The organism is Nonomuraea sp. NPDC050643, assembly GCF_040654715.1.
GTDB lineage: Bacteria > Actinomycetota > Actinomycetes > Streptosporangiales > Streptosporangiaceae > Nonomuraea.
The window spans coordinates 36,877-52,976 of the sequence record NZ_JBFAIM010000090.1 but is presented as its reverse complement, the minus strand read 5'-3'; the positions used below and the strand labels follow the sequence as shown (position 1 = coordinate 52,976).

The 16,100-nt window shown below is 70.1% G+C and carries 18 protein-coding genes; 7 read left to right on the top strand and 11 right to left on the bottom strand.

Going from position 1 to position 16,100, the window contains the following annotated elements; genetic code table 11:
- On the bottom strand, positions 1 to 285 hold a 285-nt coding region (locus AB0I15_RS59720; protein WP_358118137.1), incomplete at its 3' end, for a helix-turn-helix domain-containing protein.
- Between the two features lie 71 nt (positions 286 to 356).
- Between AB0I15_RS59720 and AB0I15_RS59715 the strand changes: the two genes are divergently transcribed.
- On the top strand, positions 357 to 1,283 hold the full coding sequence (locus AB0I15_RS59715) for a serine hydrolase (protein WP_358118135.1): 927 nt from the start codon (positions 357 to 359) through the stop codon (positions 1,281 to 1,283).
- Here AB0I15_RS59715 and AB0I15_RS59710 read toward each other — a convergent pair.
- The 5 genes from AB0I15_RS59710 to pstS are packed head-to-tail and all read right to left on the bottom strand — an operon-like array spanning position 1,252 to position 5,734.
- Positions 1,252 to 1,977, bottom strand: a complete 726-nt coding sequence (locus tag AB0I15_RS59710; protein WP_358118133.1) for a response regulator transcription factor — start codon at positions 1,975 to 1,977, stop codon at positions 1,252 to 1,254. The genes AB0I15_RS59715 and AB0I15_RS59710 overlap by 32 nt on opposite strands.
- On the bottom strand, positions 1,977 to 2,753 hold the full coding sequence (gene pstB / locus AB0I15_RS59705; RefSeq protein WP_358118131.1) for a phosphate ABC transporter ATP-binding protein PstB: 777 nt from the start codon (positions 2,751 to 2,753) through the stop codon (positions 1,977 to 1,979). The genes AB0I15_RS59710 and pstB overlap by 1 nt, the downstream gene beginning before the upstream one ends.
- Positions 2,754 to 2,768: 15 nt before the next feature.
- Positions 2,769 to 3,644, bottom strand: coding sequence for a phosphate ABC transporter permease PstA (pstA, locus tag AB0I15_RS59700; RefSeq protein WP_358118129.1), 876 nt, complete (start codon positions 3,642 to 3,644; stop codon positions 2,769 to 2,771).
- Positions 3,641 to 4,621, bottom strand: a complete 981-nt coding sequence (gene pstC, locus AB0I15_RS59695; RefSeq protein ID WP_358118127.1) for a phosphate ABC transporter permease subunit PstC — start codon at positions 4,619 to 4,621, stop codon at positions 3,641 to 3,643. The genes pstA and pstC overlap by 4 nt, the downstream gene beginning before the upstream one ends.
- Positions 4,622 to 4,627: 6 nt before the next feature.
- Entirely contained in the window at positions 4,628 to 5,734 is a 1,107-nt protein-coding gene (gene pstS, locus AB0I15_RS59690; protein WP_358118126.1) for a phosphate ABC transporter substrate-binding protein PstS, read from the bottom strand.
- Positions 5,735 to 5,854: 120 nt separating this feature from the next.
- Here pstS and AB0I15_RS59685 point away from each other — a divergent pair, with 120 nt between their 5' ends.
- Positions 5,855 to 6,340, top strand: a complete 486-nt coding sequence (locus AB0I15_RS59685) for a low molecular weight protein-tyrosine-phosphatase (RefSeq protein WP_358118125.1) — start codon at positions 5,855 to 5,857, stop codon at positions 6,338 to 6,340.
- Positions 6,337 to 7,122, top strand: a complete 786-nt coding sequence (locus AB0I15_RS59680) for a fructosamine kinase family protein (RefSeq protein WP_358118123.1) — start codon at positions 6,337 to 6,339, stop codon at positions 7,120 to 7,122. Before AB0I15_RS59685 ends, AB0I15_RS59680 begins: the two co-directional genes overlap by 4 nt.
- Here the strand turns inward: AB0I15_RS59680 and AB0I15_RS59675 are convergent.
- Positions 7,119 to 7,952 (bottom strand): TetR/AcrR family transcriptional regulator, encoded by an 834-nt coding sequence (locus AB0I15_RS59675; RefSeq protein WP_358118122.1) that lies wholly within the window; start codon positions 7,950 to 7,952, stop codon positions 7,119 to 7,121. The genes AB0I15_RS59680 and AB0I15_RS59675 overlap by 4 nt on opposite strands.
- A 64-nt stretch (positions 7,953 to 8,016) precedes the next feature.
- Here AB0I15_RS59675 and AB0I15_RS59670 point away from each other — a divergent pair, with 64 nt between their 5' ends.
- Entirely contained in the window at positions 8,017 to 9,720 is a 1,704-nt protein-coding gene (locus tag AB0I15_RS59670) for a right-handed parallel beta-helix repeat-containing protein (RefSeq protein ID WP_358118121.1), read from the top strand.
- Here the strand turns inward: AB0I15_RS59670 and hisN are convergent.
- Positions 9,710 to 10,507: a histidinol-phosphatase gene (gene hisN, locus AB0I15_RS59665; protein ID WP_358118119.1), complete on the bottom strand. Its 798-nt coding sequence runs from the start codon at positions 10,505 to 10,507 to the stop codon at positions 9,710 to 9,712. The two genes, AB0I15_RS59670 and hisN, sit on opposite strands and share 11 nt — an antisense overlap.
- Before the next feature lie 99 nt (positions 10,508 to 10,606).
- On the opposite strand from hisN, the gene AB0I15_RS59660 reads away from it, so the two are divergent.
- Complete coding sequence (locus tag AB0I15_RS59660) at positions 10,607 to 11,056, top strand: DUF4442 domain-containing protein (protein WP_358118117.1); 450 nt, start codon at positions 10,607 to 10,609, stop codon at positions 11,054 to 11,056.
- Positions 11,057 to 11,096: 40 nt separating this feature from the next.
- Here the strand turns inward: AB0I15_RS59660 and rsgA are convergent, their stop codons facing one another.
- Positions 11,097 to 12,119, bottom strand: coding sequence for a ribosome small subunit-dependent GTPase A (gene rsgA / locus AB0I15_RS59655; protein WP_358118116.1), 1,023 nt, complete (start codon positions 12,117 to 12,119; stop codon positions 11,097 to 11,099).
- A 348-nt stretch (positions 12,120 to 12,467) separates the two neighbouring features.
- A complete protein-coding gene (gene aroA, locus AB0I15_RS59650; RefSeq protein ID WP_358118114.1) occupies positions 12,468 to 13,757 on the bottom strand; it encodes a 3-phosphoshikimate 1-carboxyvinyltransferase in 1,290 nt (429 codons plus the stop codon).
- 160 nt (positions 13,758 to 13,917) lie between these two features.
- On the opposite strand from aroA, the gene AB0I15_RS59645 reads away from it, so the two are divergent.
- Entirely contained in the window at positions 13,918 to 14,664 is a 747-nt protein-coding gene (locus AB0I15_RS59645; protein ID WP_358118112.1) for an SOS response-associated peptidase, read from the top strand.
- 152 nt (positions 14,665 to 14,816) lie between these two features.
- On the top strand, positions 14,817 to 15,149 hold the full coding sequence (locus AB0I15_RS59640) for a TraR/DksA C4-type zinc finger protein (protein ID WP_358118110.1): 333 nt from the start codon (positions 14,817 to 14,819) through the stop codon (positions 15,147 to 15,149).
- Between the two features lie 72 nt (positions 15,150 to 15,221).
- On the opposite strand, the gene AB0I15_RS59635 is transcribed toward AB0I15_RS59640, so the two are convergent.
- Positions 15,222 to 15,977, bottom strand: coding sequence for a methyltransferase domain-containing protein (locus tag AB0I15_RS59635; protein ID WP_358118108.1), 756 nt, complete (start codon positions 15,975 to 15,977; stop codon positions 15,222 to 15,224).
- Positions 15,978 to 16,100 lie beyond the last annotated feature (123 nt).

Genomic DNA, 16,100 nt, shown 5'->3' with positions numbered 1-16,100 from the left:
CGTCAACTCCGCCTTGGGCCGTCCCGTGCGGGCCTCGTCGACCAAGGCATCAAGGCCGCCCTGGGCAAAGGCGGCACGCCACTTACGCACCGTGCCCACCGCGATGCCCAATCCCCGCGCCACCTGCGCATTACTGATCCCCGGCTCCGCACACGCCAGCACGATCTTCGCCCGAAACGCCAGCCTCGACGACTCCGCCGACAAGCCAACGAGCCGAGCGTGCTCAGCTTCGGTCAGGTGGATCTCCACTGCCGACGGTCCTGAATGCGCCATGCCGAGCAGCATACGTATTTAACCGGCAAATTTCAGGCGCAGGACACTAGCGTTCCGTTGGGGATCTTCGTGATAATGCTTCGATGATCGCGGTCGGGGCGAGGGCCATTCCACGGCTCGTCATCGCGTTCGCCCTGGTTCTGCCGTTGGTGTGGGTGGGGCGGGAAGAAGTGGAGACGCCCGTCGCCGTTCGGGTGCCCGCGTCCGCGGAGAAGGTCGCGGTCGTGTCGTTGCGGCGGATTGAGGGGAGCCTGCGGCGCGAGGTCGTGGCGCCGGTTCCGGCCAAGCGGATCAGCGCGCGGCTCGATCGGTATCTGGCGGGGCGAGCCGGGCCGGTGGCGGCGATGGTGAAGGATCTGTCGACCGGGCGGGTCTATCGCTATCACGCCGGCGAACGGCTGATCACCGCCAGCGCGGCCAAGGTGCAGATCCTCATGGCGTTGCTGCTGCGTACCCCGTGGAAGAGGCTGCCGGGTGGGGTGCGGCGGGATGCCGAGATGATGATCCGCTACAGCGACAACCATGCCGCCGACCGGCTGTGGACGCGGATCGGGGGTGCGGGCGGGTTCAGCGCGGCAGGGAGGGCGTTCGGGCTGAAGGACACTCGGGGTGTGCCCGGCCAGTGCCTCGACCTGTACTGCTGGGGGATCACCAGGACGTCCGTGGACGATCAGGTGCGGCTCATGGCGGCGCTGGTGTCCGGGAAGAGTCCGCTCAAGGCCGGTGACCGCACGCGCGTGCTGAAGCTCATGGGGGCGGTCGTCGACGGGCAGGACTGGGGGATCAGCGCCACCGCCTGCGCGGGCGAGCGCGTGGCGCTGAAGAACGGCTGGCTCAGGCGCGTTTCGACCGAGCGCTGGGCCGTGATCAGCGTGGGGCTGATCAGGGGTGAGCGTGACTACGCGGTTGCCGTACTCACCGAGGGGAGTCCCGAGGTGGGGTACGGCATCGCGACCGTCGAAGGCGTGGTGAGCAGGATCATGCGTGATTTCCGGAAATGCCGGGAGTGACCAGCCGGTAGCCCACCCCGCGCACGGTCTGGATGAGCTGGTCGTCCTCGTCGCCCAGGCGGGCCCGCAGCCGTTTGACGTGCACCGCGATGGTGTTCGTCGAGGTGTTCGCGGCGGCGTGCCAGACGTGGCGCATGATCTGTTCGCGGGTGACCGTGCGGTCGGCGTTGCGCATCAGGTATTGCAGCAACTCGAACTCCCGCAACGGCAGGTGCACGGCCCGCCCGCCCACGCGTACCTGGTAGGCCTGTACGTCCAGCTCGACGACGCCGACGGCGAGCACCTTGCGTGACTCGGGTGAGGCCGCCTGGATGAACGGCAGCAGTTCCGGCACCCGGTAGGGCCTGGCCACGCAGGCGGCCGCGCCTGCCGCGAGTGCGCGCACGGCCTGTTCGGCGTGGCCTTCGCCGACACCGAGCAGCACCGGCACGGTCCGGGCGAGCCGTACCGCGCGTACGAACTCGACCGCGTCGATGACCGGCAGCGTGGCCGAGACGAGCACCACGTCCGGCTGCAGGGCCCCAGCCTGCAGCAACCCCTGAGCACCGTCGTAGGCCCCCGTGACGGCCACGCCCTCGCGTTCGAGGGCCGTGGCCAGGTCCTCCACGACGGAGCCGTCGGGGTCGGCGATGAGCAGTACGGGCTTCGTCCTCGTGTCCCCGTTCATCGTGGATGCCGCCTGCTGTTGGGTCATCAGCCGAAGCGCCCCGTGATGTAGTCCTCGGTGGCCTTCTGCGTTGGATTGGTGAACATGCGGGAGGTCTCGTCCATCTCGATGACCTTGCCGGGCTTGCCCTGCTCGGCGAGGTTGAAGAACGCGGTCCTGTCGCTGACCCGGGCGGCCTGCTGCATGTTGTGCGTGACGATGACGATCGTGTACTCGTCCTTGAGCTTGGCCATCAGGTCCTCGATGGCCAGCGTGGAGATCGGGTCGAGGGCGGAGCAAGGCTCGTCCATCAGCAGGACCTGCGGCTTGACCGCGATGGCCCGGGCGATGCAGAGCCGCTGCTGCTGACCGCCGGACAGGCCCGCGCCGGGCTTGCTGAGGCGGTCCTTGACCTCGTTCCAGAGGTTGGCGCCCTTGAGGGACTCCTCGACGACGCCGTCCATCGTGGACTTGCCCACGCGGCCGTTGAGGCGGAGCCCGGCGGCCACGTTCTCGTAGATCGACATAGTGGGGAACGGGTTGGGGCGCTGGAAGACCATGCCGATCATCCGGCGGACGGAGACGGGCTCGATGGTGGGGGCGTACAGGTCCTCGCCGTCGAGGAGCACCTTGCCGTCCACCCGGGCGCCCGGGATGACCTCGTGCATGCGGTTGAGCGTGCGCAGGAACGTCGACTTGCCACAGCCGGACGGGCCGATGAAGGCGGTGATCGAGCGGGGCTCGATGGTCATCGAGACGTCCTCGATCGCCTTGTGCGACCCGTAGTACGCGTCGAGACCCGAGACCTGGATCTGCTTGGACATTGCGGTGGTTACCCCCTATCGGCCCCTGGCGGGCGCGCGCCACCAGGCGATCAGGCGCGCCACCAGGTTGAGCAGCATGACGATCAGGATGAGCGTGAGGGCTCCGGTCCACGCGCGGTCGATGGCGGTGTCGTTGGGACGCGCCGCCTGGTCGAAGACGTAGAGGGGGAGGCCCATCTGCGGCCCGCTGAACGGGTCGTTGTTGATGGAGTTGGTGAAGAACACCGTCAGCAGCAGCGGCGCGGTCTCGCCGGCGACTCTCGCGACGGCGAGCATCACACCGGTGATGATGCCGGTGAGCGCGGTCGGCAGGACCACCTTCATGATGGTGCGCCACTTGGCCACGCCCAGCGCGTACGAGGCCTCGCGCAGGTCGTTGGGGACGAGCCGGAGCATCTCCTCGGCCGATCGGACCACCGTCGGCATCATCAGGATCGACAGCGCGAGCGCGCCCGCCCATCCGGAGAACTCGAAGCCGAGGAAGAGGATCCAGAACGCGAAGATGAACAGGCCCGCAACGACCGAAGGGACGCCGGTCATGACGTCCACGAAGAAGCTGATGGCCCGGCTCAGCCGGCCGTTGTTGCCGTATTCGACCAGGTAGATGGCGGTGAACAGGCCGATGGGCACCGAGATGACCGAGGCCAGCAGGACCTGTTCGAGCGTCCCGATGATCGCGTGGTAGGCACCGCCGCCGGCGTCCCTGGCCCCGATGCCGTTCATCGAGTGCGTGAGGAACTCCAGGTCGAAGCGGGCCAGGCCGTTGGAGATGACCAGCCAGAGCACCGAGACGAGTGGCACGACGGCCAGCGCGAACGCCAGATAGACCAGACCCTGGACGACTTTGTCCTTGATCCGGCGGCTGGTCGAGATGTGTTGGATGGCGGTCATGCGCCGGCCCTCGCGTACTCCTTGCGGCGGTTGATGATCAGGCGTGCGCCGATGTTGACCAGCAACGTGATGGCGAACAGGACCAGGCCGGAGGCGATCAGCGCGCCGCGGCCGATCTGGGTGGCCTCGCCGAAGCCGTTGGCGATGTTCGCCGCGATGCTGTTGGCGTGCGGGGTGAGGATCTGGAAGGTGATGTCGAAGGTCGCCGGGAAGATCAGCGCGACCGCGATGGTCTCGCCCATGGCACGGCCGAGGCCGAGCATGGCGGCGCTGATGACACCGGGGCGGCCGAACGGCAGCACGGCCATCCTGATCATTTCCCAGCGGGTGGCGCCGAGCGCGAGCGCGGCCTCTTCGTTCATCTTGGGGGCCTGGAGGAACACCTCACGCGCGATGGCCGCGATGATCGGCAGGATCATGATCGCCAGGACGATGCCGCCCGCGATCATGGTCTTGCCGCCGATGATGCCCTCACCGGCGAACAGCGGGAACCAGCCGAGGTTCTCGTTGAGCCACTGCGACGGCGTCCTGATCAGCGGCACCAGGAACACCACGCCCCAGAGGCCGTAGACGACGCTGGGGACGGCGGCGAGCAGGTCGATCAGGTAGCCGAGCGGGGCGGCGAGCCTGCGGGGCGCGTAGTGGGAGATGAACAGCGCCACACCGACCGCCACGGGGGTGGCGATGAGGAGCGCCAGCAGGGAGCTGAGCACGGTGCCGAACGCCAGGGCGCCGATGCCGAACACCTGCGCGCTGTTCGGGTCCCAGGTCAGCTCCGTGAAGAAGGAGCCCTTGTTCGCCTGCAGCGCGGGGATCGCCTCGCTGATGAGGAACACGGCGATGGCCGCCATGATCGCCAGCAGGATGACGCCCGCCGCGGTGGAGATGAACCGGAAGGGGCCCTCACCGTGGCTGCGCCGCGAGGCGGACCGGCCGGTGGCCGGCCCGCCGTCACGGGTACGTAGGTTGGTCGCCATGAGGGGTTAGGAGATCGCCTCGACGGCGGTCCGGACCTTGGTGAGCAGGGCGCCGGACAGCGGGGCGTAACCCAGCTCCTTGAGCGCCGCCTGGCCCTCGTCGCTGGCGGTGTAGGTGAGGAAGCTCTTGACGATCTTCTGCTGGTCGGCCGGGAGGCCCTTCTCGCAGGTGATCTCGTACGTCACCAGAACGATCGGGTAGGCGCCCGCGGTCTTGGTGGCGTAGTCGATCGACAGGGCCAGGTCGTTGCCGGTGCCCTTGATCTCGGCGGTCTCGACCGTCTTGGCCGCGCTCTCGGGGGTCAGCTCGACGAACTCGCCGGCGCCGTTGGCGACCTTGGCCTTCTGCAGCGAGGAGTTCTCGGCGTAGGAGAGCTCGACGTAGCTGATGGCGCCCTCGGTGTCCTTGACGGAGGAGGCGATGCCGTCAGAGCCCTTCGAGCCCTGGCCCTTCGCCTCGGCGGGCCACGCCTTGGCCGGCTCGTACGGCCACTCGGCGGTGGCCTTGAGGAACTTGGTGAAGTTGTCGCTGGTGCCCGACTCGTCCGACCGGTGGAAAGCCTGGATCGGCGTGGACGGGAGCGTTGCCTCCGGGTTGTCGGCCTTGATGGCGGCGTCGTCCCACTTGGTGATCTTGCTGCTGAAGATACCGCCGAGGGTCTTGGGCGACAGCTGCAGACCTTCCGTGCCGGGCAGGTTGTAGACCACCGCGACCGGGCCGGTCACCATCGGGATGTTGATGGCCTTGCCGGTCTTGCAACGCGCGTCCGCCTGGGCGGGCTCGTCTTCCTTCAGCGCCGAGTCGGAGCCGGCGAAGGCGACCGTGCCCTGGATGAAAGCCTGCACACCCGCGCCCGAACCGCTGGGCTGGTAGTTCAGCGTGACACCCGGGTTCGTGGCCGAGAAGTTCTTCGTCCACTCGGTGATCGCGTTGGCCTGGGCCGAGGAGCCGGCGGCGTTGACCGAGCCGCTCAGACCGTTGTCGTTGCCTGCGGCGGCGGGCGCGCTGGCGGAAGCGGAGCTCCCTGCGGAGCTGTTGTTGTCTGTGCCGCACGCAGCGAGCGAGAGCGCGCCGACGACGGCGACGGCGGCGAGCCGGCCTGCATACTTCACGGTTGGGTTCCTCCCACTTGGTCCTTAGTCGCCATGAAGCTATGCAGCGAAGGTGACTCGGACCCCCTAACAAGGGTGAACGTTCGGTGAACGCACCAGGTCACCCTCATGATGGATGTCATGACGTATCGCGTATGCCTGGTGTGCATGGGGAACATCTGTCGCTCGCCGATGGCGGAGGTGGTGCTCCGTCAGACGCTCGAGAGCCGCGGTCTGGGCGGGCTTGTCGCCGTCGACAGCGCCGGGACCGGAGGCTGGCACGCCGGGGATCCCATGGACGAACGGGCGCTGGAGATCTTGACCCGGCACGGTTACGACGGAGCCGCGCATCGGGCCAGGCAGTTCACCAAAGACTGGTTCGACCGGTACGACCTGGTGCTCGCCATGGACAACGACAACGTGTCCACGTTGCGCCGGCTCGCGCCCGCGGAGGTGGAGGTGCGGTTGTTCCGCTCGTTCGATCCGGAGGCGCCCGCGGGGGCCGAGGTGCCGGACCCGTACTACGGGGGCCGGGAGGGGTTCGAGGAGGTGCTCGCGCTGGTCGAGGCGGCCTCCGAGGGTGTGGCCGAGCACATCGCCGATGAGATTCGCCCATTTCGCCCATGAGGTTCACGCAGGATCTCGGCTCGTCGCACGGGTGGCGGCTGTGGCGGGGCGTACTCGACGACGGGCGTGAGGTGTTCGCGAAGAGCGGGCCCGCCTCCGAGGTGTTCGCCTCCGAGGCCGCGGGGCTGCGCTGGCTGGGCGCGGCGATCGCCGTCCCCGAGGTGGTCGAGGAGGGGTCCGACCGGCTCGTGCTGTCGTGGGTGCGTCAGGAGCCGCCCGCTGCCGCCTCGGCCGAGCGCTTCGGGCGCGCGCTGGCGGGGTTGCATCGCGCCGGCGCGCCCGGTTTCGGTGCGCCGTGGCCGGGGTTCATCGCCGAGTTGCCGATGGACAACACGCCCGCGGCGGACTGGCCGTCCTTCTACGCCACGCGTCGGGTGCTGCCGTTCCTGCGGACGGCGGGGCTGCCGTCGTCGGACGTCGCGCTCGTGGAGCGGGCGGTGGGGCGGTTTCCCGAGGTCGCGGGGCCCGCGGAGCCGCCGGCTCGGATTCACGGGGATCTGTGGAGCGGGAACGTGCTGTGGTCGGGCGGGTCCGGGGTGCTGATCGATCCGGCGGCTCATGGCGGGCATCGGGAGAGCGATCTGGCGATGCTGGAGTTGTTCGGGTTGCCGTACCTGGATCGGGTGCTGGGGGCGTACCGGGAGGAATGGGCGCCGGCGGAGGGGTGGCGGGAGCGGGTGCCGCTGCACCAGCTCCATCCGCTGCTCGTGCACGTGGTGCTGTTCGGGGGCGGCTACCGCGACAGCCTGATGAGCGCCGTGCGGCGGGTGCTGGCGATCTAGCCGGTCTTGCGCTTCCGGTAGGCGCGTTGCTGGCAGGCGCGGGAGCAGTAGACGCGGGGGCGTCCGGAGGGGGCGGGTTCCAGCGGGGTGCCGCACTCCCGGCATATTTCGTCACGGGTTTCATCACGTTCTTGAACGAGGGCTTCGACGCCGTCGAGGAGGCGGCGCAGGCCGAACTCGAAGGAGTCCTCCGGGTGGTCCCAGCCGCCCGTCTCCCAGAGGCGGGTGATCGTGGGGTAGTCGCCGAGGCGTTCGTACAGGGAGCCGCGGGCGCCCCACCACTCCTCCTCGGACACGCCGCTGCGCCGCTCCTCGCGCCGGGTCTCGACCAGGAGCAGGGCCTCGGCGTCGACGAACCGGCCGAGCAGGCCGATGACCGCGATCACCTCGGACGGCCTGAGCCCGGTGCCCGTCAGGGTGCTCAGCATGTAGTCGTAGTGGGCCACGCCGTTGGGGCCCGGGAGGTGGCGGGTGCCGCGTACCTCGGCGATCCAGGGATGTCTCGTACGGATCTGCCAGGCCTGCCTGGCCACGGACTCCAGTCGCGCCCGCCAGCCGCCCTCGGGCGCCGCCTCCGGGTGCTCGCCCATGACCTCGTCGAGCATCAGGTCGACGAGCTGGTCGCGGCCGGGCACGTGGCGGTAGAGCGACATGGTGGTGAAGCCGAGCCGGTCGGCGACCTTGCGCATCGACAGCCCGTCCAGGCCCTCGGCGTCGGCCAGCCCGATGGCGGCCCGCACGATCCGGTCCAGGCTGAGCCCCTGCCTCGGCCCGTGCTCCTCCGCCCGCCAGAGCAGCTCGATCCCGTGCTCGGGATCCTCTTGCGTCATTGGCACCTCCCTTGTTTATGGTGTACTACTACGTGTACGGCATAAACAGCAAAGGCGGTAACAGATGTTCCAGATCCATGTCGCCCCCTCCGGAGACGACTCCGGGCCCGGCTCCATCGACCGGCCCTTCGCCACCCTCGAACGCGCCCGATCAGCGGCCAGGGACGCGGCCGGTGCCGCCGTCGTCCGGCTCCGGGGCGGGACCCACGCGCTGACCGGGCCGTTCGAGCTCACCGAGGCCGACTCGGGCACCGTCTACGAGGCGTACGGGTACGGCACCCCCGACCAGGAAGAGGTCGTGATCAGCGGCGGCCGGACGATCACCGGATGGCGGGAGGAGGACGGGGTCTGGCTGGCCGAGGTCGGGGATCTCGAGACCCGCCAGCTCTACGTCGACGGGCGCCGGGCCGCCCGCGCCGGCATCGACGATCCGCCCGGCCTGACCCCGAGCGCCACGGGTTACGTCACGGACTCGCTCGACTGGCGCAACCCCGCCGACGTCGAGTTCGTCCACCGTGGCGTCTACCCCTGGACGGAGGCCCGCCTGGGCGTGGCGGGGGTCTCGCGGGAGGGCGACTCGACGGTGATCACCATGGCGCAGCCCGCCTTCGGGTGGGCCGCCGAGCTGTACAACTCCACCTGGGGCGGCACCACGTCCAGCGGGCCCGGGGTGCCCACCCGGATCGAGAACGACCGTGGCTTCCTGCGCGAGCCCGGCACGTTCGTGCTCGACCGCTCCCGACCCGGACGGCACGTGCTGCTCTACCTGCCCCGGCCGGGCGAGGACCCGGAGCGTACGCGGGTGGTCGCGCCGGTCCTGGAGACGCTGCTGAGCGTCGCCGGGGCGCGGGAGGTGGCCTTCAGGGGGCTGGTGTTCGCCGACGCCACCTGGCTGCGCCCGAGCCGCCCTGAGGGCTTCGTGCACTATCACGGCAGCGGCTACTACGAGGGCGGCGGCGTCGACGTCGCGGACCTGGGCGAGGGCTCCTCCGTGACGTTTCCCACGGCATCCGTGACGATTCCCGCCTGCGTGACCTTCGAGGACACCACCGGCGCGGTGATCGAGGGCTGCCGGTTCACCCGCCTCGGGGCCTCCGGGCTGGGCGTCTCCGGCGGCGACGGGCTCGCCGTGCGCGGCTGTGACTTCGACACGCTCTCCGCGGGGGCCGTGGTGGTGTCCGGGAGCCGGGAGACCGTGATCGAGGACAACCGGGTGCGCGGGATCGGGCTCGAGTACAGCGGGTCGCCGGGGATCTCCGTGACCGGCACGCACGGGTGCGTCGTGGCGCACAACGAGATCGCGGACGTGCCCCACTGCGGCATCGTCGCGGGGCCCGGCGAGGGCACGCGGATCCTGCGCAACCTCACCGTCGACACCATGCAGGTGCTGGCCGACGGGGGCGGGGTCTACCTGGCGGGGGTTCAGGGGGACTCGCATGACAACGGGGCCGTGGTGCGGGGCAACGTCATCAAGGACACGCGGACGGCGTACAACTTCGGGCTCTACACCGACTACGGCGCCTCGTGGGTGACGGTGGAGGAGAACGTGGTCATGCGGGCCGACAACACCGCTGTCCTGCACGTGGGGCCGCCGCTGGAGAACGTGATCTACCGGGGGAACTTCTGGGACGCCGATCCGGTAGGGCATGAGGAGCCGCCGAGCGGGGTCACGTACGAGGGGAATGTGACCCTCAAGGATGAACACGAGCTGAACGCCGCCACCGCCGGCATCCAGTCGCAGGCCGGGCTGCGGCGCCCTAACCCTTGATCGTGGTGCCGTTGAGGCGGTCGATCACCTCGTTGTGCAGGGTGCCGTTCGTGCAGACCAGGCTGCCGCCCTCCAGACCCCGCACTCCGGCCACGTCGGTCCAGACGCCGCCGGCCTCCTCGACGATCACGGTGAGCGCCGCCATGTCCCAGGGTGACAGCTCCGGCTCGGCCGACAGGTCGACCGAGCCCTCCGCGACCATCATGTGCGACCAGAAGTCGCCATAGGCCCGCGTACGCCAGCAGGCCCGCCCCAGGTCGAGGAAGTTCTCCAGCCGGCCCGTCTTCTCCCAGCCGCCGAAGCTCGAGTAGGAGAACGAGGCGTCCTCCAGCACCGACACCGAGGACACCCGCATCCTGGACGCCTTGGTCAGGCTCTTGCCCGTCCACGCCCCGCCCTCGGTCGCCGCCCACCAACGCCGGCCGAGGGCGGGGGCGGACACCAGGCCGACGACGACCTTGCCGTATTCCATGAGCGCGATCAGGGTGGCCCAGACGGGGACGCCACGTACGTAGTTCTTGGTGCCGTCGATGGGGTCGATGATCCACGACCGGGCACCCCACCCGGTCTTGCCGAACTCCTCGCCCACCACCGCGTCACGTGGCCGGGCACGGCGGAGCGTGCCCCGGATGGCCTCCTCCACGGTGCGGTCGGCGTCGCTGACCGGCGTCAGATCGGGCTTGGTGTCGACCTTGAGGTCGACCGCCTTGAACCGCCGCATGGTCAGGTCATCGGCGGCGTCCGCCATGACATGAGCGAGGCGAAGATCATCGTTATAACCCTGCACGATCGTTCACGCTACCGTGTCGGGTATACAGAGCATCAGTCGTCAACGCCCCTTTTCTGGGAAGCTTCCGCCCAGTTACTCGCGAGTAGCATATCCGTCATGTCGATAGATGTCGGTGCTCTCTTGCTGGATACGGTCCCTTTTGCCCGGACGCTGGGCATCGTTTATGACGAGGTGGGCGATGGGCGGGCGATCTGCCACGTGCCCGATCGCGAGGACCTGCGCAACCACGTCGGCGGCCCGCACGCGGGGGTGCTGTTCACGCTGGCCGAGTCGGCCTCGGGCGCGGCCGTGCTGTCGATGTTCGGCGACCAGCTCGGCCGGGCGGTGCCGCTGCCCACGACGGCCACCATCGGCTACCGGAAGGTGGCCCTGGGCGAGATCCGCGCCGCGGCCCGGCTGACGGTGGGGCGGGAGGAGGTCGTGGCCAAGCTGGACGCGGGGGAGCGGCCGGTCTTCGACGTGGCGGTGGATCTCACGAACGCCGACGGCGCCGTGGTCTCGACCCTGACCGTCACCTGGACCCTGCGCCCGAACCGCGCCGCCTGACGCGAGCCCCTGTTCGTCGGCCGGCCCGAGCCCGGCGGCCTCAGGAGACCTCTTCCCGGGTGTCGTCGGGGGTGCCCTCGCGGCTCGACAGGAGACGGCGCAGGGACTTGAGGCGGGCGGGGCCGGCCTTGCCCGCCGCCACCAGCGCGTCGAGCGCGCAGCCCTCGCCCAGGTGCGTGCAGCCCTTGGGGCAGTCGACCGTGCCCTCGACCAGGTCGGGGAACGCGGCCAGCACCGTCTCCACCGACACGTGTGCCAGGCCGAAGCTGCGCACGCCCGGCGTGTCGATGATCCAGCCGCCCTCGGGCAGCTCGAGTGCCACGGCCGAGGTCGAGGTGTGGCGGCCACGGCCGGTGACCGCGTTGACCTGGGAGACCGCGCGGTTGGCGTCGGGGACCAGGGCGTTGACCAGCGTGGACTTGCCCACGCCCGAATGCCCGACCATGACGCTGATGCGGCCCGCCAGATGCCCGCGCAGCTCGTCGAGCGAGCCGCCCTTGTGGACCACGACGTGGGACACGCCCAGCGGCTCGTAGAGCGCCACCAGGTCGTCGGGCGGCGCGAGGTCGGACTTGGTGAGGCAGAGCAGGGCGTCGATCTCGGCGTCGAAGGCGGCCACCAGGATCCGGTCGATCATGCGGGGCCTGGGCGGCGGGTCGGCCAGGGCGGTCACGATGACGAGCTGGTCGGCGTTGGCCACGACCGGGCGCTCGATGCCGTCGGTGTCGTCGGTGTCGTCGGCCGAACGGCGCAGCATCGAGGTGCGCGGCTCCACGCGGACCACCCTGGCCAGCGTGTCGGGACGGCCCGAGACGTCGCCCACCAGGGCCACCCGGTCGCCCACGACGATGCCCTTGCGGCCCAGCTCGCGGGCCTTCATGGCGATCACGAGCCGGCGCTGGGGCGCCTTGCGCTTCTGGGCCGAGCCCTTCGAGCGCTCCGGCTCGACCAGCGTCGTGTAGCGGCCGCGGTCGACGGCCACCACGAACCCCTCCACGGCGTCCTCGTGCGCAGGACGGATCCGGGTCCGGGGCCGGGAGCCCTTGCCCGGTCTGACCCTCACGTCGTCCTCGTCGTATTCCCGCTTCCTCAGCGGACCGCTCCCATGCGCTCTCTTCCCCTCTGTGCTCCGTGGACCTGTGCTCCGTGGACGCGTCGGTGGCAGGGATCGAGGCGCTCGCCCGCCCCGGGCCCGGGGCGCGGTGAACCGCCCTCGATCATGGTGTGTGCGTGGCCGGTGCTCGTGGGTCGGCCACCCTGATCCGGGCGGGTGGCGTCGTGCTGATGAATCTCTCGCTCTGCGTGCGGGCAGCGTGAGGTCACGTGCCGCCCTTTTCCGACGTGCCCGGCGCTTCCGCGGTGAAACCAAGCCGCGCGGGCAGGTGTCCGCCGGCTCTGGCGAAGGCCGAGGTCATCGGGCTTCCAGCAGGGCCGACCACATCTGGACGAACTCCGGCAGCGTCTTGGCGGTGGTCGCGATGTTCTCCACCTCTGTGCCGGGCACCGCGAGGCCGATCACGGCGCCGGCCGTGGCCATGCGGTGGTCGTCGTAGCTGTGGAAGGTGCCGCCGTGCAGCGGGCGCGGGCGGATGATCAGGCCGTCGTCGGTCTCCTCGGCGTCGCCGCCCAGGCGGTTGATCTCGGTGGCCAGGGCCGCCAGCCGGTCGGTCTCGTGGCCGCGCAGGTGGCTCACACCCCGGATGCGGCTCGGCGTGGTGGCCAGGGCGGCCAGGGCCGCGATGGTCGGGGTCAGCTCGCCGACCTCGTGGAGGTCGGCGTCGATGCCGGTGATCTCGCCCGTGCCCGTGACCACCAGGTCGGTCGTGGCCTCGCCGGCGGCCGCGGCGCGGCCGACCGTGGCGCCCATGGTGGTGAGCAGGCCGCGCAGGGCGTCGCCCGCCTGCGTGGTGCGCACGGGCCAGCCGGGGATGGTCACCGTGCCGCCCGTCACCAGCGCCGCCGCGAGGAACGGGGCCGCGTTGGACAGGTCGGGCTCGACCGTCATGTCTCTGGCGGCGATCGGGCCGGGCTCCACCCGCCACACGTCGCGCTCGCCGGTGTCGACCGTGACGCCCGCGGCCCTGAGCATCTCGACGGTCATCTCGATGTGCGGCTGCGAGGGCACCGGCGGCCCCACGTGGCGGATCGTGATGCCCTTGCCGAAGCGCGCGGCGGTCAGCAGCAGGCCCGAGACGAACTGGGACGAGCCCGAGGCGTCGAGCGTGACCTCGCCGCCCGCGAGCGGCCCGGTGATGGTGAACGGCAGGGCGTCGTTGTCGACGCGCGCCCCCAGCGCGCGCAGCGCGTCGAGGATCGGCCCCATCGGGCGCTTGCGCGCGTGGGGGTCGCCGTCGAAGAAGACCGGGCCGTCGGCCAGGGCCGCCATCGGCGGCACGAACCGCATGACCGTGCCCGCCAGGCCGGCGTCGATGCTCGCGCCGCCGCGGATCGGCCCCGGCGTCACCTCCCAGTCGACACCCGCGGCGCTCTCCCGGGTGGCCGTCAGCGTGGCGCCCAGGGCGCGCAGCGCCGACACCATCAGGTCCGCGTCGCGGCTGCGCAGCGCCTGGCGCACGACGCCAGGGCCGTCGGCGAGCGCGGCCAGCAGGAGGGCGCGGTTGGTCACCGACTTGGAGCCGGGCAGCGGGACGGTGGCGACCACCGGGGCGGTCGCCGTGGGGGCGGGCCAGTGCGTGGGCATGGTCAAAGACTACTGGCCGTGGTGAGGCGCGGTCACAGCCTGTGGATAACGACTGCCGCACTGTTGTTCCTGTGGACGACGGGTGATCGCCGCGCCCAGGCTCGTGGGCGGCTCACGAGGCAAACATGCGAGCGAAAGCCCGACGTGGCAGTGTGGGGTCATGTGCGGTAGATACGCCTCGGCGCGCAAGAAGCACGAGCTGCTCGAGGAGTTCCAGGTCGAGCAGGACGCAGAGCCCGACCAGGAGCTCGGCGCCGACTACAACGTCGCCCCGACCAAGAACGTCTACGCCGTGCTGAGCCGCGTGCCCAAGGAGGCCGAGCGGGCGGTGCGGCAACTGCGGATCGTCAAGTGGGGCCTGGTGCCGCCGTGGGCCAAGGACCCGTCGATCGGCTCGCGGCTGATCAACGCCCGGGCGGAGACACTGGCCGAGAAGCCGTCGTTCCGCCAGGCGTTCGCCAAGCGCAGATGCCTGCTCCCGGCCGACGGCTACTTCGAATGGATGCCGGTCGAGGGCGAAAAGAAGAAGAAACAGCCGTACTTCATCCATCCGGAAGACGGCGGCGTGCTGGCCATGGCCGGCCTGTACGAGTTCTGGAAAGACCCCACGCGCGATGACGACGACCCGCTCAAATGGCTCGTCACCTGCACCGTCATCACCACTGACGCCGAAGACCACCTGGGTCGCATCCACGACAGGATGCCCATGATGATCGAGCGGGAGCGCTGGTCGGAGTGGCTCGACCCCAAGCTCACCGACACCGGCGAGGCCGCGCGGCTTCTGGTGCCCGCCGAGTCGGGGCGGCTCACGGCGTACACGGTCTCGACCGATGTGAACAATGTCCGGAACAACGGCCCCGACCTTATCAAACCGCTACCGGAAGAGGAGGAAACGGCGCTTTTCTAAAGGTGTAAGAGACACGGTAAGTGGGCATCCGGTGAGGAAAGCGATGCATCCGTTTACTCGATGTCACCGCCAAATTGCCGTAATTGCACCGGGCGGGACATCCGGGGAGTCCTAGCTGCGGGTTGCCCTCATTCACCCGGAGGTGCGGATTCGTGGACGTCACGACCGCTCGTGAGCGGCTCGAAGACATGCTCGTGGAGCTGGATCGCTCGATCGGAGTCCTCCAAGGCGACCCCGTCGCCGTACGCGAGCACTCGGCGGCGGACGCAGGCTCCGACCTGACCGACGCCGACCGTGCCCAGGCCATGCTGACCGTGGCCACCACGCAGCGCCGCGCCGTGATCGAGGCGATCAAACGCCTCGACGAAGGCGCGTACGGCAGGTGCGTCGACTGCGGCAGACCGGTGCCGGAGGGCCGCTTAGAGGCCCGTCCGGAGGCCGCACGCTGTGTGCAGTGCCAGGGCAAGCAGGAACGCCGCCGCTGAGGGCGCGCACGCCGCCGGACACGAAGAACGGCGGCGCGGGCTCTCGACGGGTCACCGGCTTTGCCGCCGGTCCTACGGCCGGCCGGATTCGGTTTTGCGGGCGCTGGCCACGAGGTGGATGCCGACCGTGTCGTCGTCGTTCGGCTGGGCCTCGAGTTCGGTGCGCACGAGGTAGTTCAGTGCGCGCCCGTCCGAGCTCAGCACGTGGTCGACCGTGGAGGGCGACAGCACCGTGCGCGGCCGCATCCACTCCACCTCGAGGCCCGCGCCCATCAGCAGCTCGCGCAGTTGCCCGCTGCTGAAGCAGCGCGTGATGCTGCCGTCGGGCCACGGCACGAGCATGACCTCACCGGTCTGCCGCAGGTGCTGCCACTGCTCCTGCTCGGCCAGGATCGCCATGCCCAGCACCAGCGAGTCGACGCAGACCAGCGCCCGGCCGCCGGGCCGCAGCACCCTGGCCACGTCGTTCATGGCCGACTCCGCCATCAGCTCGACCGACATCGCCCGCTCCTCGGCGAGCACGGCGTCCACGCTCGCGTCGGGCAGGAACGCCAGGTCGTCGGCGCGTACGTGCCGGACCCGGTCGGCGTCCCGCAGGCGGGACTGCGCGTCGACGGTGCGGCGGAAGTCGAGCACCTCGATCACCCGGTGCCCTGCCCTGGCCGCCTGACCGGACCAGCGCCCACGGCCGCCGGACAGGTCGAGGATCACGGAGGGATCGGCGGGAAGCCATCGGTTGAGTTGTTCGGCGGCGACGGCGCGGTAGAAGGTCCAGTACGGCCCGAGCGTCCCTGAGCCGTTCAGTTCCTCGGCCGGAATGGGCAGCACACGCGACTCCTGGGTTCCGGGAAATGGGCTACCAGCCGGTACGTATGACGTTCCCCGCACCGGGTCCTTCGTACCTTCTATCTTGCGGGAACAGACAAGGGCGCGGGCGTGTTGCGACGAGCA

What these genes read in the sequence shown, in the direction of transcription:
- AB0I15_RS59715 (WP_358118135.1), top strand. Translation starts at nt 357, where the DNA reads ATGATCGCGGTCGGGGCGAGGGCCATTCCACGGCTCGTCATCGCGTTC.
- AB0I15_RS59710 (WP_358118133.1), bottom strand. Translation starts at nt 1,977, where the DNA reads ATGACCCAACAGCAGGCGGCATCCACGATGAACGGGGACACGAGGACG.
- pstB (WP_358118131.1), bottom strand. Translation starts at nt 2,753, where the DNA reads ATGTCCAAGCAGATCCAGGTCTCGGGTCTCGACGCGTACTACGGGTCG.
- pstA (WP_358118129.1), bottom strand. Translation starts at nt 3,644, where the DNA reads ATGACCGCCATCCAACACATCTCGACCAGCCGCCGGATCAAGGACAAA.
- pstC (WP_358118127.1), bottom strand. Translation starts at nt 4,621, where the DNA reads ATGGCGACCAACCTACGTACCCGTGACGGCGGGCCGGCCACCGGCCGG.
- AB0I15_RS59685 (WP_358118125.1), top strand. Translation starts at nt 5,855, where the DNA reads ATGACGTATCGCGTATGCCTGGTGTGCATGGGGAACATCTGTCGCTCG.
- AB0I15_RS59680 (WP_358118123.1), top strand. Translation starts at nt 6,337, where the DNA reads ATGAGGTTCACGCAGGATCTCGGCTCGTCGCACGGGTGGCGGCTGTGG.
- AB0I15_RS59675 (WP_358118122.1), bottom strand. Translation starts at nt 7,952, where the DNA reads ATGACGCAAGAGGATCCCGAGCACGGGATCGAGCTGCTCTGGCGGGCG.
- AB0I15_RS59670 (WP_358118121.1), top strand. Translation starts at nt 8,017, where the DNA reads ATGTTCCAGATCCATGTCGCCCCCTCCGGAGACGACTCCGGGCCCGGC.
- AB0I15_RS59660 (WP_358118117.1), top strand. Translation starts at nt 10,607, where the DNA reads ATGTCGATAGATGTCGGTGCTCTCTTGCTGGATACGGTCCCTTTTGCC.
- aroA (WP_358118114.1), bottom strand. Translation starts at nt 13,757, where the DNA reads ATGCCCACGCACTGGCCCGCCCCCACGGCGACCGCCCCGGTGGTCGCC.
- AB0I15_RS59645 (WP_358118112.1), top strand. Translation starts at nt 13,918, where the DNA reads ATGTGCGGTAGATACGCCTCGGCGCGCAAGAAGCACGAGCTGCTCGAG.